This is a genomic window from Zhaonella formicivorans (assembly GCF_004353525.1).
GTDB classification, from domain to species: domain Bacteria; phylum Bacillota; class DUOV01; order DUOV01; family Zhaonellaceae; genus Zhaonella; species Zhaonella formicivorans.
In genome coordinates this window covers 902402-925230 of record NZ_CP085524.1, presented here as the reverse complement: position 1 = coordinate 925230, position 22829 = coordinate 902402, and the positions used below count along the sequence as shown (strand labels likewise).

27 protein-coding genes are annotated in these 22829 nt (G+C 42.7%); all 27 read right to left on the bottom strand.

What is annotated here, in order from left to right; translation table 11 throughout:
• Positions 1-4: 4 nt before the first annotated feature.
• Positions 5-640 carry a TraC-like domain-containing protein gene (locus tag EYS13_RS04560; RefSeq protein ID WP_227766359.1) on the bottom strand — a complete coding sequence of 212 codons (636 nt, stop codon included), beginning with the start codon at positions 638-640 and terminating at the stop codon, positions 5-7.
• On the bottom strand, positions 637-936 hold the full coding sequence (locus EYS13_RS04555) for a PrgI family protein (protein WP_227766357.1): 300 nt from the start codon (positions 934-936) through the stop codon (positions 637-639). The genes EYS13_RS04560 and EYS13_RS04555 overlap by 4 nt, the downstream gene beginning before the upstream one ends.
• A 9-nt stretch (positions 937-945) precedes the next feature.
• Complete coding sequence (locus EYS13_RS04550; RefSeq protein ID WP_227766354.1) at positions 946-1812, bottom strand: conjugal transfer protein TrbL family protein; 867 nt, start codon at positions 1810-1812, stop codon at positions 946-948.
• Between the two features lie 35 nt (positions 1813-1847).
• A complete protein-coding gene (locus tag EYS13_RS04545; protein ID WP_227766352.1) occupies positions 1848-2153 on the bottom strand; it encodes a hypothetical protein in 306 nt (101 codons plus the stop codon).
• An 18-nt stretch (positions 2154-2171) separates the two neighbouring features.
• Complete coding sequence (locus EYS13_RS04540; protein ID WP_227766350.1) at positions 2172-4004, bottom strand: VirD4-like conjugal transfer protein, CD1115 family; 1833 nt, start codon at positions 4002-4004, stop codon at positions 2172-2174.
• A gap of 348 nt (positions 4005-4352) precedes the next feature.
• Positions 4353-5096 carry a GSU2403 family nucleotidyltransferase fold protein gene (locus tag EYS13_RS04535; protein WP_227766349.1) on the bottom strand — a complete coding sequence of 248 codons (744 nt, stop codon included), beginning with the start codon at positions 5094-5096 and terminating at the stop codon, positions 4353-4355.
• An 18-nt stretch (positions 5097-5114) separates the two neighbouring features.
• Positions 5115-5417 carry a DUF6788 family protein gene (locus EYS13_RS04530; protein WP_227766348.1) on the bottom strand — a complete coding sequence of 101 codons (303 nt, stop codon included), beginning with the start codon at positions 5415-5417 and terminating at the stop codon, positions 5115-5117.
• A gap of 83 nt (positions 5418-5500) precedes the next feature.
• Complete coding sequence (gene mobP3, locus EYS13_RS04525; protein ID WP_227766347.1) at positions 5501-6775, bottom strand: MobP3 family relaxase; 1275 nt, start codon at positions 6773-6775, stop codon at positions 5501-5503.
• 13 nt (positions 6776-6788) lie between these two features.
• On the bottom strand, positions 6789-7160 hold the full coding sequence (locus tag EYS13_RS04520; protein WP_227766344.1) for a hypothetical protein: 372 nt from the start codon (positions 7158-7160) through the stop codon (positions 6789-6791).
• Positions 7161-7446: 286 nt separating this feature from the next.
• Entirely contained in the window at positions 7447-7803 is a 357-nt protein-coding gene (locus tag EYS13_RS04515) for a hypothetical protein (RefSeq protein ID WP_227766342.1), read from the bottom strand.
• A gap of 154 nt (positions 7804-7957) precedes the next feature.
• Positions 7958-9277, bottom strand: coding sequence for an FtsZ/tubulin family protein (locus tag EYS13_RS04510; RefSeq protein ID WP_340641277.1), 1320 nt, complete (start codon positions 9275-9277; stop codon positions 7958-7960).
• A gap of 114 nt (positions 9278-9391) precedes the next feature.
• Positions 9392-9661 carry a hypothetical protein gene (locus EYS13_RS04505; RefSeq protein WP_227766338.1) on the bottom strand — a complete coding sequence of 90 codons (270 nt, stop codon included), beginning with the start codon at positions 9659-9661 and terminating at the stop codon, positions 9392-9394.
• Position 9662: 1 nt separating this feature from the next.
• A complete protein-coding gene (locus EYS13_RS04500) occupies positions 9663-10238 on the bottom strand; it encodes an HD-GYP domain-containing protein (RefSeq protein WP_227766337.1) in 576 nt (191 codons plus the stop codon).
• Between the two features lie 101 nt (positions 10239-10339).
• A complete protein-coding gene (locus EYS13_RS04495) occupies positions 10340-10666 on the bottom strand; it encodes a type II toxin-antitoxin system PemK/MazF family toxin (RefSeq protein ID WP_227766335.1) in 327 nt (108 codons plus the stop codon).
• Complete coding sequence (locus tag EYS13_RS04490; protein ID WP_227766333.1) at positions 10656-10907, bottom strand: AbrB/MazE/SpoVT family DNA-binding domain-containing protein; 252 nt, start codon at positions 10905-10907, stop codon at positions 10656-10658. Before EYS13_RS04490 ends, EYS13_RS04495 begins: the two co-directional genes overlap by 11 nt.
• A gap of 459 nt (positions 10908-11366) precedes the next feature.
• A complete protein-coding gene (locus EYS13_RS04485; RefSeq protein WP_227766331.1) occupies positions 11367-12392 on the bottom strand; it encodes a helix-turn-helix domain-containing protein in 1026 nt (341 codons plus the stop codon).
• Between the two features lie 45 nt (positions 12393-12437).
• A complete protein-coding gene (locus tag EYS13_RS04480; RefSeq protein ID WP_227766330.1) occupies positions 12438-12866 on the bottom strand; it encodes a prepilin peptidase in 429 nt (142 codons plus the stop codon).
• 31 nt (positions 12867-12897) lie between these two features.
• A complete protein-coding gene (locus tag EYS13_RS04475) occupies positions 12898-17718 on the bottom strand; it encodes a PKD domain-containing protein (RefSeq protein ID WP_227766328.1) in 4821 nt (1606 codons plus the stop codon).
• A 52-nt stretch (positions 17719-17770) separates the two neighbouring features.
• Entirely contained in the window at positions 17771-18130 is a 360-nt protein-coding gene (locus EYS13_RS04470; protein ID WP_227766326.1) for a hypothetical protein, read from the bottom strand.
• Positions 18131-18211: 81 nt separating this feature from the next.
• Entirely contained in the window at positions 18212-19297 is a 1086-nt protein-coding gene (locus tag EYS13_RS04465) for a stalk domain-containing protein (protein WP_227766324.1), read from the bottom strand.
• 98 nt (positions 19298-19395) lie between these two features.
• Positions 19396-19545 (bottom strand): hypothetical protein, encoded by a 150-nt coding sequence (locus EYS13_RS04460; RefSeq protein WP_227766322.1) that lies wholly within the window; start codon positions 19543-19545, stop codon positions 19396-19398.
• 159 nt (positions 19546-19704) lie between these two features.
• On the bottom strand, positions 19705-19923 hold the full coding sequence (locus EYS13_RS04455; protein ID WP_227766320.1) for a hypothetical protein: 219 nt from the start codon (positions 19921-19923) through the stop codon (positions 19705-19707).
• A gap of 275 nt (positions 19924-20198) precedes the next feature.
• On the bottom strand, positions 20199-20834 hold the full coding sequence (locus EYS13_RS04450; RefSeq protein WP_227766319.1) for an RcpC/CpaB family pilus assembly protein: 636 nt from the start codon (positions 20832-20834) through the stop codon (positions 20199-20201).
• Positions 20831-21403 (bottom strand): hypothetical protein, encoded by a 573-nt coding sequence (locus tag EYS13_RS04445; protein ID WP_227766317.1) that lies wholly within the window; start codon positions 21401-21403, stop codon positions 20831-20833. The genes EYS13_RS04450 and EYS13_RS04445 overlap by 4 nt, the downstream gene beginning before the upstream one ends.
• Positions 21342-21809: a hypothetical protein gene (locus EYS13_RS04440; RefSeq protein ID WP_227766315.1), complete on the bottom strand. Its 468-nt coding sequence runs from the start codon at positions 21807-21809 to the stop codon at positions 21342-21344. Before EYS13_RS04440 ends, EYS13_RS04445 begins: the two co-directional genes overlap by 62 nt.
• A complete protein-coding gene (locus EYS13_RS04435) occupies positions 21809-21997 on the bottom strand; it encodes a hypothetical protein (RefSeq protein ID WP_227766313.1) in 189 nt (62 codons plus the stop codon). The genes EYS13_RS04440 and EYS13_RS04435 overlap by 1 nt, the downstream gene beginning before the upstream one ends.
• A gap of 19 nt (positions 21998-22016) precedes the next feature.
• Positions 22017-22829, bottom strand: coding sequence for a type II secretion protein F (locus EYS13_RS04430; protein WP_227766311.1), 813 nt, complete (start codon positions 22827-22829; stop codon positions 22017-22019).

The window sequence follows — 22829 nt, the reverse complement described above, 5'->3', positions numbered from 1 at the left end:
CCTCCTAGTCACCGTAATAAGTTACATAAGTGTTAATACCAATTTCATGAGCTTTTTCAAAAGCCACCTGCACAGGGTTATGAAAAGTAAACATAAGGTCAAAAATCTCTTGCCCATCGCAAACTGAAACAGCTAATCCCGCCCGTGATAAACCAGAGCCTAATTCATGAGCCTTTTGCAGCAGCTCTGCTTTGGAATTTTTCCCTTTTTCAGCAGAAAGAAGAATATAATAGCGCTTTTCCAGCGCTTCACCACCTGCAACCATTCCGGTTACATACCTTATATAGTCAAGCAGCAAGGTTTTTCTTTTAAAATTACCCGCATCGGAAGACAGTTCCTGTAGTTTTCTTATATACATATCAAGATCGATGGGCCTTGGTACCGCGAAAATCTGAATGGGAAACTGCAGTCCGTTAAAAGCTTCGTGTACTGCTGAAATAATTCTGCCCTTTTCATTATCCGACTTTAAATTAATATTTAACGGCATTACCCTCAGCACAGCAATAAGTCGGTTATCCTTTGTGCTTATCAGGTAGTCCTCCAGGTCCCTGAAAGGCAGCCAGTTTTGAACCGTATTTCCCAAACCTTCACTGCTTTTTGAAGCTTGTTTCAATGGCTTATTATTAATTTTCAAAATCAATTTGCATCACTTCCTTGGTAATAGTATCTTTTTGGGCTTTTGGCCCATCTCCGGAACTTAGAATATAGCTCTAAAAAACTGCCGTCGGGTGTGGGCCTGGTAATAAAAAAAGCCGCACCGGCGCAAAAAAGAAAAGCAGCTATTCTTAGGAACAGGCTGCTGAAAAATATACTCAAAATTAAACTTACCACTAAGCCTAAAGCCGCGCCAAGTAAAGTAATAAACAGTTCAAACCAGCCAAACCCGTCAAAAAAGGTAAACCTGGTTTCCACGTTTCTTGGAATGGGATACATCATAATATCCACCTACACTTTCGTAAAAGCTTTTCTCATTAAGGCAAAACTTCCAGCCTGCTGCGCCGCATTACCAAAAGCCTGGCCTATACCGGTACTGTAGGAATACTCCTTCAATATCCCTGGCGTTTTAAATGCAACCCAGAGGAAGCAGACAGACATTAATGTCCCGAAAAAAGCGTTATTGCCCCCGCCTCCGGGAATAACCGCACCTACTAAAGAAACTGCAACCATTGAACCTTTAACCAGAAATATCTGGACTGCCTGTGTCACGGAAAGAACGACCAGATTAGCCCACCAGCGGCCAAACAAATCATTTTTTCCACCTAAAACTAAAAAAGGCCCCATTACCGCCAAAAGCGACACCTCAACACTGCGCACCCCGGACTGAAACAAAATCAAAAGCCAGAGCACAGCTGCAAGAATCACTACGATAATGTGTACCAAGTTCACGGTAATAAAAGCATTAAATGCCGGAATATCACCCGAGTTGTAGTTAATAACATTTGCTACATCCACTGCCAAATTTGTACCCCAGGAATATACCCACTTCACAACCCAGGGGATGCTAGCCATCATAGCTATCCCAAAAGCGCTGTCTAACAGCAGCTTCTTGGGGTTGGCAGACGAATCGCCGTTCTGGTACAGGATGTATGTGGTAAGGCTTTGCACCAGTATGCGGATTACAATCAGCGAACCGGCAACTGTCTGGGCTAACAAAATTGTGTTTCTTACATATGTCAGGTCTAAAAGATGTAAAGCAAGCTGATAAGTCTCTGCTAACCCCCCTGCCATAAAATTTATAAGCTCATTAAAGAGAGTAATAAAAAAACCGGTTATCCCATCCGTCAGGGCCTGACCTATCCAGCCAAAATCCATCTAACTCGCCTCCGTTCATGGCCTGGCGTATTTCCTTACTGGAAATACGCCAGAAAAGCCTTAACCAGGCCCACAGCGCTTACACCGATTGCCCCGGCGACCAGAATGTTTTTCATAGCTTTGTTATGAATGCTGGCCGATGTGGGATCATCATTAAATTGCTTCATCAGTGCATGGTAGCCAATCATCAGTCCTGCAGCAGTGGGGATTAATCCCAAAAGCCACGTAGTGGCATCATTGAGTAAATTTTTTGCGCCGCTGACGATCTGCGGTTCGGCGTAAGCCGGTATGGCAAAAGTTAAAACAGCAAGAAAAAAGACTAGTTTAAATGACTTTCTCATTTATATACTACCTCCCCTTTATAATTGTTCTAAAATGTTTTGCACATTTTCCCCCGTTACTTTACTACAGGCAACTTCATCACCACCCTCAGGCAGTTTTTCAGTAAAACTCAAACCAGGATACCAGACCTGCACATCAGGCATTTTGTTGATGCCATAACATCCCTGGTAACTCCCATCCAGTTCCTTATCCGCCGGCCACTCAGAGAGGTCAGGCAAAGGAAGTCTTGCAGGCATTTCTCTTGCCTGCAGGACCAATGAAGAGCCTTTTGGCCAACGTTCCACTTCATCAGGGGTAAGTAAAGCCCTGCCCGTCAGTCCCAAGCCGGTACTGCCCCCCACACGGTTTTCCGAGTAGTTATAGTTAGAGCTTTCAGTCTGTACCGTATATTTGCCAGTCTTTTCAGAAATGACTCTGGCCGTATCAGGGTCAGTGGTGCTTAAATACAGCCAGGTATGGCAGTTGCCGGTAATTGTCTGTGACCGTTCACCATAAAGGGGCTTTAGCTGGGACAGACCCTGGAGGGCCAGGGTAAATTTCATCCCCCTGCCACCGGCTACTGTGATCTTTTTATCCATATCAGGTATTGGCGGCAGGTTCCCAAACTCATCAAGCAGGAAATGGACACGGTTTTTAACCCTTCCGCCATTTTCTAGAGCTAACTCCACCAAAGCCTGGTAGACCTGGTTTATGTACAGGCTGGCCAAAAGATAACGGGTTGACTTTTCATCCGGGATAACCAAAAATACCGCCGTTGGTCTAGCTCCTATGGCGGTAAGGTTATGGTCCTGCATTGCTGTCATAGCTGCAATATTAGGGTCGGTAAAGAGCTGCAGTTTGGCCATGGCCCCGGCAAAAAACGAAGCCCTCGTCTTTGGCGAAGCCATCAGGGCCGTTGAGAATGCTCCCCTTGCCGGGTGCAGCATGCCAAGGCCGGTAACATATTCATTTAAGGGGCAATAACCGTCCTCATCAAATACGGCCAGTCTGGCCAGCATCATAGCCACGCTGTACATATGCTTCTGACTTATATCTGCGGCCTCATAGGCAACAGACAGAATCAAACCGGCCACTATGGCTTTTTCACCCAGCTCCCAGATGGGGTCGCTGTTGTGTGCTTTTTGGTACACTATGGCATGGGCTATGTCCAAAGATGCTTCCACAGCCTTATCATCCCTTCCCTCCCCGGCTGCCCTGACGACCGGTTCCATCACGTTCCAGCGATTACCCCGCAAAGTTTCTCTAAGGTCCAGCAAAATAACCTCATACCCTTGGTTTTTCAGATATCCTGAGCTTTTTTCAAAAAGCTCCCCCTTCGGGTCGGTCAGCACCATGCTTTCACCTGTTTTTCCGATGCACCAGACAGTGGGAAGAATAACTGAACGGGTCTTACCTGAACGGGTTGCACCCAGTAGTAACACATGGGTGTCCTGGCTCTCTAAATAAACTTTCATTTTCCTGTCCAGCTTTTCAGCTCCTACTACCACTCCCCCTTTGGATAAGTTTTGATCAGTAAAATACAAGTCAAGGGTTTTAGCGATTTCCTTTTCAGTGCGCCAGCGAGAAGTGCCAAACTGGCCCCTTCCGGCAGCAGGAGGGCCTCCAAGGCCATCAGCTATTTTATTTGATACTTTCGGCAGTTCCGGCCTCCAAAGGACAGACAACAGACCTGCCCCTAAAAACAGCTGTAAAAAAAGCCATATAGTACGGTAACTTCCCTGTTTTACCAGCAGTTCAGTGCCCATCCACGGCTTTTTCACGAAGACTGCTGCCAGTTTGCCCAGCGCCGGCCCAAAGCCGTACCACCTGATAAAGTCGGGAAAATAAAAAAGCGCCGGCAGTACCAGCACATCAAGGATTGAAACTACTGTAATACCAATAAGGAACCCGGTTTTAATATTTTTTTTAATAAGAAACTGCCTCCTTTCTGGCTCAACTATAGCTCTGTAATATCATGTCTATATGAAAGTTGAAACCACCCCCTTTCCGCCAAAATAAAAAAAGCCTTTTACGGCTTTAGGTTGTGCAAATATTTTTTTATAATCGCCTCAACGGCCTGCTTTTCGGTTATCTCCCCTTTTAACATTTTTCTGCCCAGCCTGGTTGAAAGCGACGATGGATACAGTTAATGAAGCTTTTGTGTTTTTTACAATCCTATTGATTTCCTTATCACTCAGTCTTTTATTCACACATTTCTGTTACCTTTCCATTTCAAAATTTCTTTTTACGGCATCTTTTATAAGAATATTGTTATTAACTCTAGAGAGATCAAAGCCTAAATCAATATTATATTCGTTGCAGTACTTGAACACTTTTGCCTGTTCACTTTTTAACAGTCGGTTTTGATAAATATAGCTTAAAGTATGCAATTCTTGTGGGTATTGCTTCATATACTCCAGAATATTTAATATAGACCGCAGGTCTTTTTCCCTTTTAAAATCAGAACGTTTGTCAGAAATAATTATTTTATGAAGCAAATATGCCTGTGGGAGAGGAATTTGCAACATCATTCCATATTCGTCTATACTAACCTGAGTAGTATTATTTAAAAGTATGTCAAGATGTCGAAGTCCTTCCGCCCTTATATTTAAAGGTTTAATCAAATACGGTTCAGACTGTCCCCGTCCTTTTTCCATTACAAGAAATTCAAGTTCTAAAAGATTTTCCTTAAAAAACTTTGTAGTACCCGTTAAGGAATCAACATCCATGATATAACCGTTATTTGTCAGTGCCTGTTTAATATCTATAGGATTTGAAGGCCGGTTAATGTTTTTTACTAGAAAATCAAGGTCTCTAGTTCTCAGGTTTGAATAATAATCTTTATAGTAAGCAAATTCATAAACATATTCTACCCAGCTTCCGATTAGAAGCACGTGGGGCAACAATCCGATTTCCTTAAACAGTTTCATAGTATCCCAAAATACCCGCTTTTGCTCATCCACATGTAACCCACCTTTATTTTAAACTTTGATTTTAAGGGCCTTTTGAATGAATTTAATTTCTTTCTGGATGTCCCTTACCGTTTTCTGGTATCGCTTACGTTCCTCAATCTTGGCTTTAATAATAGGCAGCTCGCTTTCCGGAATATATTGGCTAACAACCCTGCGTCCGGAGCGAAATTGTAAATATGAATAATTTCTGCCGTTTACTTTTTTAGGAACAATATTTCCTTTAGGCAAAGCCTCAAGCTTTGCCAAATATGCTTTCAACATTCTTTGTTGGCGCTCTAGTTCCTCTTGTAAAACACCACGAATAACCAACATAGTGCCCCTCCATATGGTAAGTTTGTAGGTTTATTATACCATACAAATTAATAAAATAATACGTAATGTAGGTTACAATATATTTATTCCTTTTCATTTTCAGCATAACCTTGCTCCCTTGCCTTTTGTTTGGCTTTTTCCCTCAATGCTTCTTTTTGTTGGGCAAGCTGCATTTCTGCCTGAGCACGGCTGCATTCTTTTTCAACAGCCCGCCATGCACTATTCCAGACTCCCCTGATTATATCATTTTCTAACCGTTCCTCCTTATTGATGGCAGCAGCGCCCTTTAAAACAATTTGGGCGACCCGGTCCCGGATTTCTGCGTAAGCTTTCTCCTTAGCTTCTGTCAGGGCAGTATCTTTAATGGTATATTGTTTCTTGTATTCCGCAGCTATTTCCTGTATCCTTTCAACTTGCCCCTTAAATTCAGGCTGCTTTAAGATCCAGTCAGCCACAGCCCTGGCTTCCTGTTTTACATGCTCAGGCATAAACCTGAGGGCCACCCTGCCGCGTTTAGGCATAATAGCTGCAAGACAATTGATTTTATATGCCAGCTCACTATAAGCATCAGTTACTAAGCCTTTAAGTTCCGGGGGTATGCTCACTTTTAACACGGGAGCTACACCGGGTTCTTTGCCTTCCAAAGACTTAATTTCAAGTCTGAGCTTTTTAAAATCCTTTCTCAAGGACTTATATTTGAGCCTGGCTTCCTGGACATTAAGCTTAGTTTGGCTGCGCATGTATTCCCTGAGCGCCGTTTTCTCTCTTAAGAGCTTAGCCCGTTCGTCAGCATATAATTCTTTGACAAACGTCTTTTTCATAGCAATAAGTTCTTGTTTTGCCTGTTCTTTGGTCCAACGTAATTTCTCAGGACTTTTCTCCCACAATACCATGTGAACGTGAGGGTGGCCTTTTTCCTGGTGAAAGGCAGCCACCCATCTTAAGTTAGTTGGTTTAATACCCATTTTCCCCGCCGCTTCTTCGACAGAAGTGCGGAGCATTTTTTCCCAAGCCTCGCGCCCAGTATATCCCAGCCTGACAGCATCTTCTTCCCGCAGTGATACTATGGCCCGCCAGACATATCCCTGGTGGTTTTTAAGTTCCTTTTGAACCGCCCGCGGGTCAAGTATATGTTCCTCCGGGCCAAAAAGCCCGTGGGAACGGGGTCGCTCACCCATGTATTTCACGTGGATATTGGCGCTTTCCAGGCTGAATTCTTCTTCCTCCAGGTTAGGTTCTTCTAAAGCAACTCCCGGACGGTTAGCAATATAGTTTATGTGAGCGACATTCCTGGCTTTATTTTTGTTTGTAGGTGAATAATATTTCAGTTTAAATATCACAGGAGATTTAACTGCCACTTGATTTTACCCCCTAGCTATCCTCCTTTTCATCGCTTTGTAAAAAAGCAACCGCCTTTTTTCTTGCCTCTTTATAAAATTCTATAGCGTTTCTTTTACCGCAGTCCTCTATAGCCAGGGTATTAAGGTACATGGCGGTTGCAGCTGCAATAGTATTTTTGGCAGCTATCTTTGCCAGTCTGTCCTCGGTGCGCCTTAGTTCAGACTTAATAACTTTGCGGATTGTTTCCGAAACCAAGTCTAATGAATTTTCCGCAGCGTTTTCGGCTGTATAATGTTCTAAAATATTTCTAACAACTTCAGATTTGGATTTCTGTTCTGCAGAAGCTAATGCTGTGATTTTTTTATTTAAACTTTCGCTTATTTTAAGATGAATTTGAGGCAAAAATTAATCCTCCTTCCTGTGTATAAGTTGTGGTATATCCATTTTTTAAGCATTACCAATGGTTTAACGGTTTTTGGGTATAATTTCTGATATAGCAAGGATAAAAGAGGTACATAAAAAGGTATTTTATTTTTTATAGAAACTACTAGGCTTTGCCTAGTATGTGTGTATATGAGCAGGTACTGCTCTTTATCCTGCCTTAGAAAATCCCTATACGTTGGCATGCTTAGAGGATTTTCTAAGGGGGGTGTGGGGGGGTGCCCACGGGCATGCATTATTGCTGGCATCAGGGGCTGTTATATGTCCCAACTCTCTTCACTCCTTCCTCAGTTATTTCCAGAACGCCCATATCAACCAGTTTTTTTACCACCTCCCTGCCGTTTTCGTTGAGGACAGCCATACATGTCCGTGGCATTCCGGCGTATGTAACATTTATTAAAGTCATTCCTTCCAAAAGGTTTAAAATTTTACTGGCAACAGTCCTGCTCTTTTTTATATCCTGGGCCAGTGTTTCCTTTGACACAAACTTGTTATATACCTCATGCCGGATAAAGCTAAGCACTCCTTCCAAGAGATCATCGTTTTCAGTAAGTTTTGCAGCAAAATAATTTATTTGTTCAAGAGAAAGCGAAGGTATGTCCACTCTTTCACCACCCTCCATTTAAATTCATAGCATAAATACACTTTACAGATTTATTAAACGAATTTATTAAGCGGATTTATTAAACAGATTTAAAAAACGAATTTATAAAACAAATTCATAATATGTACTCATACCGTGAATTCATGTTAGGGATTTATATAACAGGTTCATCTGGGTAACGCTTTAACCAGGCCGGTATTTCTTTTACCTGTGCATTTTGCCAGTTTAGTTTAGGTTCCGGTGACAGAGGTACTACCTTCCCTTCTGGCTGCTCACCTTGCCGGTGCTGTTCAACTTTCTTTCTGGCAAAGGGGTTTACAATAGCTGAAGTAACAGAGGGTTTTTCCTTTTTTTCTTCTATTTCTACCCCAAAATTTAAATCCAGCTTTCTGGCCGCCTCCTTGGGCTTGAGTCCTTTGAGCAGTTCCTGTATATCCAGGACCCTGCGGGGCAACCCCAGGCCAGAGATTACAGAATAAATTTCAACCCGTGGGGCACTGGTGTTGTAATCCACATAATGACCCCACCTGACTTCTGTCCGTGGGCAAATATCCTTAACAGCATTTTCAAGTATACGGACATTGGACACATCATAGACTTCGTTAGCCATGGTAAAGGGCGCAAATACTGAAATACCCGCCATGACAGCATCTTCTTCATCATATCCTCCCGATGCCGTTCCGTTCTGGATAGACCTTTGCAATAAGTTTTTAATAGTTAACTCATCCCGGAAATCTTTTATGTCTATCATTGTCTTAGCAAACTGCATACATCCGCCTGCTTTCAATACCAGCCTGAACTCCTCACCGTCAAAATGTTTATGACCGTATGGGACTTGAGTTGTGATAATATTCATCTGATGCAGCAACCCAGCGATCTCCGCATTGCTGTGCTGTGTCCAGTCAACGCTTATATTTTCATACTTTCTCTTTTCCAGGTACCTTGTACAAAGTAATTCATTATCAACAATAATCACAGGGAACAACCGGCTTGCCACAGCCCTGTCTAACTGTTCCAGTACCAGCAGCGCGTTTTTATTCTCCTGATAGCCGTCTAGAACCCTGGGGAGGGACACTATGATACCGAAGTCAACGCCAATGGACTGCAGGTCCTCTGCCCACTGCACCAGCTGCAGTATCGACCCGGTCCCTGTGCCGCCTCCCAGGCCAGCCACGAACCAGAGAAAGTCCGACTGAAAGGCTAGATCTGCGATTGCTTTCTTCACTGTATCTTCATTCTGTGAAAGTGCCTCATAACCAACCTCGGGATTCCTGCCAGCTGCCTTAAACGGTGAGTTAAGCTGTAGTTTGTTACCAACATGCTGCAAAGAATCAAGATCCTGCCTGTTGATATTAATTGCCAAGGTGGAATATAGCTGTTTACCGTCCGGCCCTAAAAGCTGCGCTATGGTATCCACTACCCTGCCCCCCATAAGTCCAACTCCAATAAAACCAAATTTCAGGGAAATACTCATATTTTTACGTTTATGAAACTTAAGATTTTTAAAGCTATGCATATTAACACCCTTTCTTTTTTAATAAATTAAAGGCGGCAAGAAAAACTTACCGCCAGACTCTTTTTACATTAGTTAGATAACCCCGGAAACTGTAACGGCTAAACCTTGCATAAACCTGTTTGAGTATATCCTGCCAACTGTTGTCCTTAAGGTAATTTCCACATTGCCGTTTGCTATATCATCGTAAAAAAAGCACTCCCTCCATCCCACGTTTTCGTCAGCCCTGCCAGCCATCCATACACAGACAAACCTGTCATGAACCGCAACTACGTAGCCTTTACGCCTCACTTCTCTTTTCTCTTTTTTATGTACCCACACTTTCATACCGGCCAGGCATTCCAAATCACCACCCCTTTTCTAAAATTGCATTTTCTCTTTTTTGTTCAAGTACACTTTTTAATGCCTGTAGCACTTCTGACGGAGCAAATTTTCTCACTTCGACCAAAGCAAGCTCTGCAGAGATTGTCTTAGTTCTGTACTTTCTAGCTGCAGTACAGGCGCTAAACACGTCACAGGCAGCCAGCACCAATATATCGTTTTTCACTTCCTTCAAGCCACTTGGATACCCTTTTCCTCCCGGTCTTTCATGATGAGATTTTATAAGCTCAAGTACATTTCCACTCACTTCAGGCCATATATCCTGGAGTAGTTCCGCTCCCACAACGGGATGCAAACACATTGCGGGCCATTCTTTTTCAAGTAAACTTCGGGGCTTTTCAAACCATTCTCTTGGCCAATAGCTCTTTCCGATGTCATGGAAAAATGCAGCTGTAAGCAGTTCATAAGTTTCATGTTCCAAAAATTCCTCAGGCAGAAGCGAAATTATTTTTGTGCATAAATAATAGACATCAAAGCTGTGCTGCCATAGTTCATTAACAATTTTAAGACAATTAACGGCGATACCAGGCCTTTTTAACAAGCCACCACCCCTTTTTAAGGTATAAGAATAGAAAAACCAGGCTAATTTTGCCTGGTCATTAACACTTTTTTGATATAAGCTTTTATTCCATTGCTCTTAAGTCAGTCTACTAACATTTCCTTAATCACACTTTTTATGGCACAAACTGCATTTTCGTCCAAACTGCCGATTTTATTGCACAGCCTCGATTTATCAATGGCCCGGATTTGATCAAGCACAACCCAGCCGTATACGTCACTTACAGACATATAAACCCGTGTAGGATAACCCTCCCGCCCTTTACTTGTAACCGGAGCAACAATAACAGTACGCAAATAAGCATTCATTTCCGGTGGAGAAATCACTACACAAGGGCGAACCTTGTTTATTTCCGACCCCTTGGCAGGATTTAAGTCGGTCCAGTAAACATCATACTGATTAATATTCATCCCATTCCTCCAGGAGGTCATTATCTAGCTCATCAGGCAGCAAAAGGACATCGTCTCCGTTCCTGTTCATGCGTCTAAAAGCAGCAGCCCATCCTTCTCTGGGAATCTTAACCGGCTTAAGAATAATGCAGTTCTCCTGGACTTCAACCTCAACCCTCTTGTCAATTCCACATTGCTTGAGCAGGGCAGCAGGAATGCGGACTCCTTTGGAATTACCAATCCTGATTACATCAATCTGCATAACGTACCTCCTGTATTTTGTAACATTATTACTTTGTAATTACATATTAACCTGTTTGCAGCTAAGATTCAAGTATATATAATCAAGTAATGTACTACTAACCCCATCTTGGGGCTAGCGGCAACGTAATACACCTAAAACAGAATAGATGGTCAATTATTAATACTCTTAAAAAAAGAACATGCTTCAGCATTCAAATCAAGGGTACAAGCGAAGCGCAGCAGGGAGGGAGGGATACCGGACTGCATACTACTTTCATATTTTCTCAGGAGGATATGCTCACTCCCCTTGCCCTTAACGGAAGGAGGACTACCGGTATAATATTAGAATCCAAAAAGACGTTAAAAGCTGCGCTCTGCCGGAGGACAACGAAAGCTGAACGTCATTTTTCCCTGTTACTTTACAAAAGTACTGCCTCAGGGTACCATTATCATTTAAAAAACGCCTACATAAGACGTTTCAGCTTAAATAAAGATCTTTGTATTTTTTGTAGTTATCAAACATTTTCTTTATTTTTACGATTGCTTGTTCAGGGTGTTCCTCAAAAACCTGCCTAATTTGTTCGGCCTTGGCTTTTATAAACCCGGAAGAGTCCTCGCCCAGTAGCTCATTTAGTTTACTGATACAAATTCTTACTTTATTTGGACTTGCCCTTCCTTTGTAAACCTTGCCCGGTTTCCAGCCGTTTTCCAGAGCTTTAATCAAAAATCCTGTAACAGACTCAACCTGTTTTTGCTGCTTTAAAACCGCCACCGCCTGCAGTATTTTTTCCGGCTCATACTTTTTCCAAATTTCCACATGGCTTTCATCAACCAGTTCAGGGTCTATCTCACATAATGCCTCTCGTACCTCGGAAACCAAAGGTTCCTTTTCAGGTTTTTGTTCTGGAGTATTTTCAACAACAACAACAACTTTTTCTTGTTCTTGAGCAGCCTCATTATTATCTAGTAAATAATTAGTATCTAGATCGTTGTTGTTGTTATATATATTGTTATTATTAAATATATTGTTATTATTAGTGTCCCATTTGACCGTATACGGTGAAATAGGACACGGTTGGACATCTTGCTCGGTTGTATTACCGTGTCCTATTTCTTGGGACACGGTCTTATTCTTCAGTTTTGCATTTTCCTTTTCCTTCTGCCAGTTAGGGTGGATTTCATTTTCAGGAAATGCGGGAATCGAAACGATTGTAAAAATGTTATTCCCAAAAGTCCCCTTTTCCCCTACTGACTGCTCAATCCTGACATAATCGTAATCTTTCAGCTGACCCAAATATTTTGTATAAGTGTTTTTGTTAATACCCAGGTCGCTGCAAATCATTTCCCTTCCCGGAAAAGCAGTTTCGCCTGCCCCCGCATACGTGATTATATAGGCATATATAGACTTGGCAATGACGTGGATCCTCCTGTCACGCATGATTTTTTTGGACAGCATTCCGAAACCCTGGGAGTATATCCCTTCCACCCTAAGCAGATCAGCCATATTTTTCTCCTCCTTTCCGGGTTAGAAATTTTTTATAATTTTTTCTTAGGCTCCCATGTAAGTCCTTACGACACAAACAGTTAAATAACTCAAAAATATATATGGGACGAAAGGAATCTCATAACGAAAACCTTTTCCTGTACCAAAAGCCCATACCAGGGTAAAGAACATCAGGATAGCTGCAGGAGCAGCCAGCAGGAAAAAATTATCTCCCAAAAAGAATGCCAGGGCGGAAATAAGTTTAATGTCCCCGCCCCCAAAACCTCTCTGGGTTACAAAAGCCAATAAAAGAAAGCTTATAAACACTTTAAAAGACAGCAGGGCGTGCCCAATTACCATACCCCATCGATCAGCATTAAACAGTAAAACAAAAAGAGAATAAAGAAAGAGGGCCAGTACCGCGGCATCGGGCACTTCCCTCTTTTTTATATCAACATAGCTCAGGTAGCCAAGCAGGCCAAGAACGGGCAGCATTGTAGCTCTATCAATAATAACACTTTACCTCCTACCTTAATATTTCTGACCTGGAATGGTCATAGACATTTCCCTTAACATTGATGTTAACTATATCAACGCTTGTCTTGTCACTTCCGTCCGCTCTTTTCTTATATGCAGTAAACCTTACCTGATAAGTACCTTCCGGAGTGCCAAGCGGTATAATTACAACCAAATCTCTTCCCTCGGCTTTGGTTCTCCTGCTATGCCAAGTCATAGTGTCCTGTAGTGGATTGGTTAATGCAGAATCGGGTTTTAAACTAGTTACGTTGGTGGAAACAAAATCATTCTTTGAATACCACATTACGGCTTCCACCTTGTATGCCTTTCCTTCTGTCCGGGCGTTCAACAGCATGGCCTGGCCGGCAGCGTAAGTATTTTTTTCACTTTCGCCGTCAACAACCAGCTTAGCCTCAACCCTAACTGTTTGCTCCGTCCAGTCACTCCACATGGGAGTTAAACCAGGGCTTCTGCCTGAAGGGTCATCCTTCACACGGAGCCGGAATTTGTATATTCCGTCTTCATCAATCCCCATCTCGTCGAAGGTACTTTTCCAGGAAGGAATGTCAACCCAGCCGGAGTCAGCGGGCCTTTGGAACTGCCATTCTCGTGCAACTATTGGGTCTCCCTCCGGGTCCCAGGAATTCTCACGTAGGGTATACGGCTCATCGGAAATGACAGGGTCCGGGCTTATAGAGAACTGGGCCACCGGTTTCTGGTTTTCGGGAATTACCGTTACGGTTTGATAAAATGGCTCAGACCATGCCCCTTGACTATCCCGTACCTTTAGTTCAATCCTGTACTCACCTATAATCGTGTAAACATTGCCAGGGAAAGTCCCGCCACTGTTTACCCAAGTGCCGTTCGGTCTTTGATAACGCCAGGCCCGTTCCACTATTGGGTCACCGTTTGGGTCATAAGACAAATCCTGGTGTGTCACAGTTTTGTTTACCGGTACTGTACTGGGTGAAACTATAAACTCGGCCACCGGGGGTAGATTACCTGATGTAGTTAAAACTTTTACATTGGGGTCTGACCATTGTTCTTCCATGTCTTTTACCCTATACATCACATAATAAGTTTTACCGGCAGATAGGGTAAATGGTTGACCAGTATGCCAGATTGTTTCACCGTGTTCCCTCCACTTCCATTCCCTTTCTGTAATGCCTTTGCTCGGCAGGGACTGGTGATCCAAGTCATATGCTTTATCAATAAATGTAATGCCATAGGTAGACGGATTGATTTTAGTCAAAGTAAAACTAAATAAGGCAACCGGCTTTCTGTGGACGTAAATAGTGAGATGGTCTAAGGGCATATAGCTCCACAGGCGGTAGTTATCGAAACGGTTGTCTTTTTTCGGATTGTCCTTGGCTTGAAAAATTACGTCAAACTTTCCTACGCGATCAAAAGTTGTTACTTTATCCGATACCCATAATTCGTGATAGCTGGCCAACCCTAAGCTATTTTCAAAGTAAGCCGGGTCATGTGCATACTTCCAGCGCCTTGCGTATTCAGGGTCATTTTCTGGATCTTCATAGTAAGTTTTATAATCTATTTCTTCGTTTAGCAAGGCGTACTGAATGTTAGTGGTTTTGTTATTTACGACAGTTAATACATAATCGGTTAGTTGCTGAATGGCAACCCCTAATTCAGCGTCAGTTATAACCAAGCCGTTATTTAGGTTTGAATCAACCAACTGCTGATATTGAGAGGCATTAGATGCAGAGCCTATACCAATAAAATTAACTTCATTTTTAATTAAACTAGTAATCACATCGGATTTTGCTTGCGTATCACTTAAAAAATTAAGTGTTTGTGTATCAATGTTTATTATAAAATTTGTTTCTGTTGACTTAAAAGAGGTATTAGTTATTGTGGTGTTGAGTTGTGATGTAGATTTATTAATATCAACTATTAGGTAATCGTTACATCTTGGGTTTGAACTACGGAAAAAACGTATATTATCGGGTAAAGAAGAACTATTTACAGTCAAAACAGCAGGTGAACTGTTGTTATTACCTTTTGCAGAACCTACATATACCCAATTACTCCCATTGTTGCTAACATAGAAATAAATATCTTCTAATGAAGTAACACCTCCACCCGTAACCGCTTGAAACCTAAGAGAAATAAAGTCCGATTTTTTTAAATTATACCCTATATCAATATACCTGTTTTTTGCAAAATAATATGACCTATCGCTGACCAAATACCCCCCGTCAGCATAGTTCCCACCTCCGGGACCACCATAATTACCAGCAAAAGAAGAAGAATATGAGATAAGGTTTTGATAGCGAACAGGGTAGTTATATGGCCCATCTTTAGTTATTTGTAGGGCTATGTTGTTTGCCAATAATTGTGGCTTTAAAATTGAATTAATAAATGAATCTAAACTTGCTATATTGTTATATTGGCCTATACTGAAAACAATATTAACTTTCTTTTTCGGGCTTACTTCAAAGCCAACAACGGGCTGTATGTTTATAACTTCAATAATTTTATCTGCAGCTATCTTTAAGGATGTATCGGCTTTTTTTACATCTGCCGGTTCTATAAATTCCTCCAGGGTTTCTTGCCCGAAGCTTTCCTCGATATATAACTCAAACTGATATTTTCCCACGTCCGCTGAAGTAAGCCTGGGCAGAGGGTTATTGCCATTATCCAAAGTAACCCATGTTTCATCATTGAAATCACCGTCATTGTCACTATCGTACCTGTATTTCCAGATACGTTTAGAAATAATATCTCCATCGGGGCTATAGGAAATATCCTGCGGTTCTATTGTCGCAGTTCTTCCATCTGCCGCATCCCGGAGGACTGTCTTGAGCAGCATAAAATCGGCCACCGGCGGTTCATCGGGCATAATGGTTATTTCTTCTTCAAACCAGGTCGAAGTGTTGCCTGCTGTGTTTGTAACTGCAAGCCTTACTTTATACCGGCCAGGCTCCTTAAACATTACTTCCCTGATTTTTAAGTCTAAAGAAGTCCTAACCTTGATATTGTCAGGGTTCTGTCCCTCCAAAGGTATGTACTCCCATTTTGTCTTGGAAAAGTCAATTGGATAACGTGTGCTGCCCACACTTTTCCCTGCGTCCAAGATTAATTTTCTATTCTCTTTGGGTGTACCTCTCCATTCAAAAAATGCAGTCGGAATATCTGGTTTAATTTTAATTGTTTTAGATGCCGTACTGGTTTTTCCAAACTCGTCTGTAACTTTAAGAGATATAGTATAATCCCCTGGGGTATCGAAGTAAACTGTATTTTCCTCACCCTGCAGTGTACCTACCATGCCTTCTGGTGTAACGCTCCATTCGGTTGAAACAATTTCCCCGTCCGGGTCATAAGAAAGGCTTTTAATGTTAACATCTTCACCCTGAGTAGCTTCCTCTACTATGCCAATCCGGGCCACTGGCGGCTGGTTGGTTACGGTTATCGTATGGCTGTCTGTATCCCCGTCGCCCTTATCATCCTCTACGTCCAGGTAGACAGTATAAGTACCTTCTTGGTTGAAAGTCAGCTTGGCTTCTTCATCAGTAAAATTGGTATCTACCCCGGTGCTGGGACTTATTGACCACTCGTTATAGACAATTTCCCCGTCCAAGTCATAGCTTTGGTTTTCTAAAATAACTGTTTCCCCCTGTTTAGCTTTAGTAGGGCCTGAAATCCTGGCTGTAGGCGGTATATTTTCCGGCTCAGGCTCTACCGGAGGCGGCGGTGGTGGTGGTTCAACTAGTTCTTCGGAAATTACAATGCTTTTAGTTACTGAATCGCTGTTATTTGTGTTGTCCCAAACCTTTAGAGTGACATCGTATGTGCCTTGCTGAGTGAATTTTAATGTTCCACCAGGCATTGTCAGGCTGCCAGTATAACTCTTGGGGCTGACTGTCCATTCGGCATAAGTTATCCAGTTGCTGCCGGTGGTATATGAAGTATTTTTAATTTGCACGTTCGTATTCACTAAAGCACTGAAAGGCATTTCAAAATCAGCCACCAGCCCGCTGGAAGGCGGTTTTGGGGCGGGAGGTGCCGCCGCCGGGTCAACTTTAACGGTAATTTGTTCTGTTGTCGTCCTGCCTACGTTGTCCGTAACCTCTAACTTTACTGTGTACGTTCCGGCAATAGCAAAAGTATATGTGACTGTTTTACCTGAAAGACTTGCTACTTTATCACCATAAGAAATTCTTTTTCCGTCAACATAAAAGGCCCATTTGCTTAAGCCCCTGTTATATGCCGCATAGCCCTGCGCTGTTAAAGAAAATGTCTCAGTTTCACCTGCCCGGGTAGACTTGTCATAGGTTATTTTAGCCGTAGGATACGGAGTTACAGTTAACCTGGCAGTTTTAGTTGTCACATCAAAGTTTTCTGTATAGGCCCCGTTTAGCCTGTCAAACTTTTGTATCCACATCCTTGTTGAAGATTTACCGTTTGCGCTTAACGTGCTTGAAAAATTACTGAAGTTATTGTTAACATGCGAATAATTGCCATTGAGAAGCTCCACCCATTCGGCCAGTTTTGACCTGGGCACATAGTTATATACGCCACCTTTGGGGTCGCCGCCCGAATTGGCAACGCCTATGGTCTCGCCGGAACCCAAGTAATTTCCTGAAATATCATATACTTTCATCTGCCAGTAATCATGGAAAACTTTATTTCCTGTACCCTCATTAGTCACTGAAGTTACCGTAACCGGTGTTTTTCTCTGTTCCAGCGTGCCCAGGTCTTTCGGGTCCGGCACCCAGGTCGCTGCATCAGCTTTATTAGTACTATGGGGTAAAAATAAAACTAATACAGCCAGCAGTAATACCCAGGCAGTTATTTTTTTTGCCCTCAACTTTTTCCCTCCCTAAAGCCAAAATAAAAAGGGCCTTAAGGCCCAATTAAATTTAATGTGATACAGCTTTCTTTAAGAGCTGAATTTCCATATCATGAGTTTTAAACTTTTGTTCCGTTTCAGTCTTGAATTCGGTTAACATGCCGGTTTGTTGGTATACCATGTCCAGCTTCTGCTCAATACGTACTGTAGTTTTATTTAATACACCAAGACCGGACTCCATATGGTCCATGCGTGACTCTATACCGTCCAAACGTGACTCCACATGGCCCATGCGCGTCTCCATGCCGTCGATACGGTTCTCCAAGCGGCCCATACGTACCTTGAGGTCGTTAACGTCACTTCTTAAACTGCAAACTTCACCTTTTACACCTTTTATTTCATCTAATATTTGCATCAAAACCTTTTCCATGTTTGCACCACCACCCTAATATCAAGTATAACAAAACACCCGTAAGCCATCTATAAGCTCCAGGGATTAATTTTTATTTTATTACTTAGTAACCGTAATTTCACCAGTCATGCTATTAAAGACAGTAGTATATCCCAAAGCATCTGAAACCAGCCTTAAGGGTATCATGGCCCTGCCGTTTTGAATCTGCATGGAAGCAACTATCTCCTTTGCCTGGCCGTTGATTTTAGCTGTCCTGCTGTTTTCTTTCAAAACAATTTCTGAATTACCCTGTTTAATTATCACCTGTTTATTTCTACCATCATAGCTTAGATCAGCGCCCAGTTCATCCAAAACGCCCCGCAGCGGTACCATAGTGACGCCTTTCGGGGCCTGGAGCCTCACTGCCAGACGGTTAACTTTCTCCGTAGCCCCGTTTTTAACAATAACAACCTTGTTGTCGTTGAGCTTCAGCACCGCCTGAGCGGAAATATTTCCGTCGCTTGGTCGCTTGTCAGGGAGAGAATATGAAGGGTCAAGCACTTCCAGCTCACTTAAAATTTTTACGGCAGATTCCTGTTCTTCCCTTGTTTTGGGGTTGAAAATCTCATAAGCCCTGCCGTTGTATTTGGGGTTTAAAAACACCTGCCAGGCATAAGGGTCTTTGTTCCTCAGCATACTGAACGCTGAACCGGCCCCTTCCCTGATAAGCCTCTTGACCTCGCTGACAAAGTAATCCTTGTACTCCGTCTCCTGCCAGGGAGTGTCATTAATAGATACTAGTTCTATTTCGGGATATGAAAGCACCATGTCAAAAGCCACGTCAAATAATTTTGCTTTAATTTCACTTTCAAAGTAAGGACTGTCGGTGAACAGAGTCCATGCCCCCACATCTTCAACTAAGTATTTATTTTGTCCTTTAAGAATAAAAACAACATTTTCAACTTCCCTAGTAGTTTCCTCTACATAACCATTTCCTATCTCATCGTATTTTTGAATCCAATGAGGAACAGTTAACTTTCCCATGCGCTCATTAGCTATTTTTTTAGCTTCCTCTAAGGTTTCAATCTGGCCGACAAACCATTCACTATCCTTTGTAGTTTTTGATACCTTTTCAGCCTTAGCCCAGACTGGGGTAACCGATACTAATAAAGCAATGAGCAACACAACAGTTAAAACTTTCTTCATTTGTACAACCTCCCCGGAATATTTGAATAAACAATGTAACAAAAACTACTCGATGTGGTATAATATAACTGTAAGTAGGGCGGTGCAGCCCCAAAGTGTTAATGGTGTTTCTGGATTTTGGAAGAAAGGCGGCTGTTGCGGAGCCGTCTTTCTTCTTTACTTTTGCCTTTAATCCTTACCAAATCTGCCACTAACGCGGCAATGATTTGGCTTAAGACATTAAGTACAAAAGACCAAAAACAGCCCATAACACCACCCCCTTTCGTGCAAAATCCACTGACACCGCACTGCCAATGGACCGCACCGCCACACGGCTGCACGAAAGGGGAGCTGGAAGGATTAACCTTTACTTACAAGATTTATTTTAACCAAGCAAAAATAATACGGCAACACCTGTTACCATACCATCAGCCTAATCTTTTCCCACAAATATCACACCTGGACTCATACAAATTAAACCCATGTCTTACTTCTTTTACTGCTGAAACGCCATTATCGTAAGCATGCGGACATATGCTTTGCAGTCCCCGGAGTTTTTCCCTGTACAAAGATTTAACCCTCTCAATTTCCGCATCTCTCATCTGCTCCAACTTAACAACTTCCATCCCAATTTTGCTTGGAAACACTTTTTTCTCCTCCCTTTTAAACATTTGCCTTTCGGCTTGATTGCTGCATCCTGCTCCACAGGGCTGAGGCAAGGGCTGCATGGCAGGGGCCGGGAAGGATACCGGACTGCATATTACTTTCATTTCACCCAGGAGGATATGTTCACGGCCCTATACCCTTGCCGAAGGCCGGAGGGGCAGTAAAATCAAAGCCGACCGAAAGGCTATGTATGCTCCACAAAAGAAAAAGCAGAAGAACTATTACAAAACAATATTTCCAAATACTCTACTGGCTCTTAATACCCCAACAAAAAGAGCTTGCCTCTGGTCTCAAGCTCTTTAAGCATTAGCCCCTGTTCCCCGGTTACTGCCAGCGCAACTGCTGCCGGTATCCTTGAAACAGGCTGGTACTCGTTTTTAGAGCCGGAAGCAGCGTTTAAAGGTTCTCCCTGCTCATTAAACACTTCCAGCACCGGCACTTCATAAGCCTTTATTTCCGCACTGCCGACATCTTTCCCGGATGGCACAAACCCTATATCCACCTTATCCCCTGGTTTAATTTTCCCTGCTAAAGCTGAAACCATATCCGCAGCAATTATAACCCGCCTCGTGTCATCCTTAATAACCGGCAGTTCAACGACAGAAACCATATCCTTAAGGATATAGGATCCTTCGGAAATATCAGTCCTGGCATATACCTGCTCTTTTCCTATATTTTCAACCATACTTTTTACTTTTGCCGATGCGGGAATATGTTTAATCTCTACCCTGCCGTTTACAGGCTCACCGGTAGGAATAAACTCCTTGGCAACCAGAACCCCAGTTTCAGGCTCTTTTTTTCCCAGGGAACGAAAGTAGTTATACTGAAGAAAACTCAGCCCCAACGCAAGCAATGTACAAAAGGCAATTATTTTCAGACGCTTCCTGTTCACATTTCCACCTCTTCCAACCGATAATCATTTCCCACATCCCTGTGAATTCTGACAGTAATATACTCACCAAAAAGACCGGTTAAGACCGGCCTTCTAACTCTAAAGTTCAAATCAACGTGTATGGTTGTTTCCGTTACCGGTGTACCACTAGGGCAAGTGAGCCCTGGAGCAATATCCTCCGGGTTATATACAACCAGGCTTTCAATAACAAGCTGACCGGCTACGATACTGCCCGGCAGTCCGTTCAGGTTACCGTCAAGCTTCAAATTATTTGCCAGGTGCCGTATAAAAGTTTCTTCCGCCAACTGCCTGTCAAGCTCATATTCCCCGTAAGCAATATTCTCAGACAAAGCGCTTTTTAAAGCAGCCAGCCCTGCCGCCACCACCGCATCGTCAGCCAGATCCTTTTTTAACCTTAGAAACTTACTTTCAACCACAAACAGCGAAAAACTAAAGCAAATAAAAAAAAATAACAGCCCCAGGATCAGCGTGGCCGAGCCCCTGTTGCTACTCATATTTCTTGCTGACTGATGATAAAGGTCCGTAAACCATGGTGTAATTTTCCTCATTCTTCGTAATTCCCCCCAGCCCTATGGTGTAGCTGGTTGCCTTGTAGTCATAGCTGATCTTTATCTTTACCTCCTCACCATACGGCACCGGATATGGAGTATAGTCCAGATGGACTTTTTCGGGTTCCAGCCCCTTCTCCTGCAGTTTCAAATTCAGTTCATACAATGCCGCCGGCGTTAGTCCGCCCTCTGTCTCCATTCTGATAACATACATCCTGCCAAGCTGACGGATAGCTTCATATTTAGTAAGTGTTTCAAGCATTTTAACCGTATTCAGGATTGGCAGCAGCAAAAACGGCAGCACTAGCATAAAAGCTATAATCTCTGTAGAACCCTTACTGGCAAACCTCTTAAGCATTTTTACCGGGGCAGAAAGCCCAAGCTTCCTGCCCCTTACTCCTTTCATCAGGGAGTTACGCCCAGTTCAGCTTTTAGATCGTTGTTTAATTTGTCAACACCGGCCCCGGTAGTTGACCCAATCCCCTTTACCTTAGGTGCCACCGCCAGCAAAATAAAAATTAACAGTATTACAAAGGCAATCACCTCATTGGCTCCTTTTCTGCTTTTCAAAATCTCACGGACTTTCTTTAGCATTTTATTTCCTCCCTCGTTACTAAAATAATATTTTTAACCCACTTTCTAAGTTTGAAAAATAAACTTGCATATAAAGCATGACAGAACTTGCCATTAAGGCCACAACAGCAAATAAAATCTTGTACTCAACGCTTTTCTCACCCCTTCCTGCTTTTGCCTGAACTGCATTAAACATACCGGAAGAGACAGAAGAAAGGATTTCCCTGGTCCTGCCTGTTTTCTCACCCTGCAGCAGGGCCATGGACAATATTTTTGCTTCAGGTATGTCCACGCTTTCAGTAAAATGCTGCAAACACTCTTCCTTATTCTTTGTAACAAAATACCTGGCTGACAACATTAGCAGCTCTTTTTTAAGCTCAGCCCCTTCCGCTGCGTCAGCAGCCAGGAGAAAAATATCTTCCAGAGGCACATCGGCTGTTATTCCCAGTTCGATTATATCGAGCGTTTCGGGAAATTCTTTTCTGAACATTTCTCTCCGGTCTCGTATTTTGGAAAAAAGCAGCGCGTCCGGCAGAAAAAAACCTGCCGCCATCAACAAAACCAGGACATAAAGCCCCTGCCCGGTAAAAAATGCATAGAAGGTAAAACATACCGGCAGGAGCACCTTCGCCATATAATAAGCAGCAGGTGTCATGTTAAAAGGGGTCCCGGCTTTTTTAATCTTTTGCTCAATGGCATTTACATTCAGTTTGGGCCGGGTGCGTATATAAGAATCAACATGTCCCAAAAACCCTTTAATCCCTAACCTTCTGGCCAGCCGGTAAATGCGTATTTCTTCTACCACAAGAATTAAGGCAACAGTAATCAAAACAGAAACCGGTAAAATCAGCAA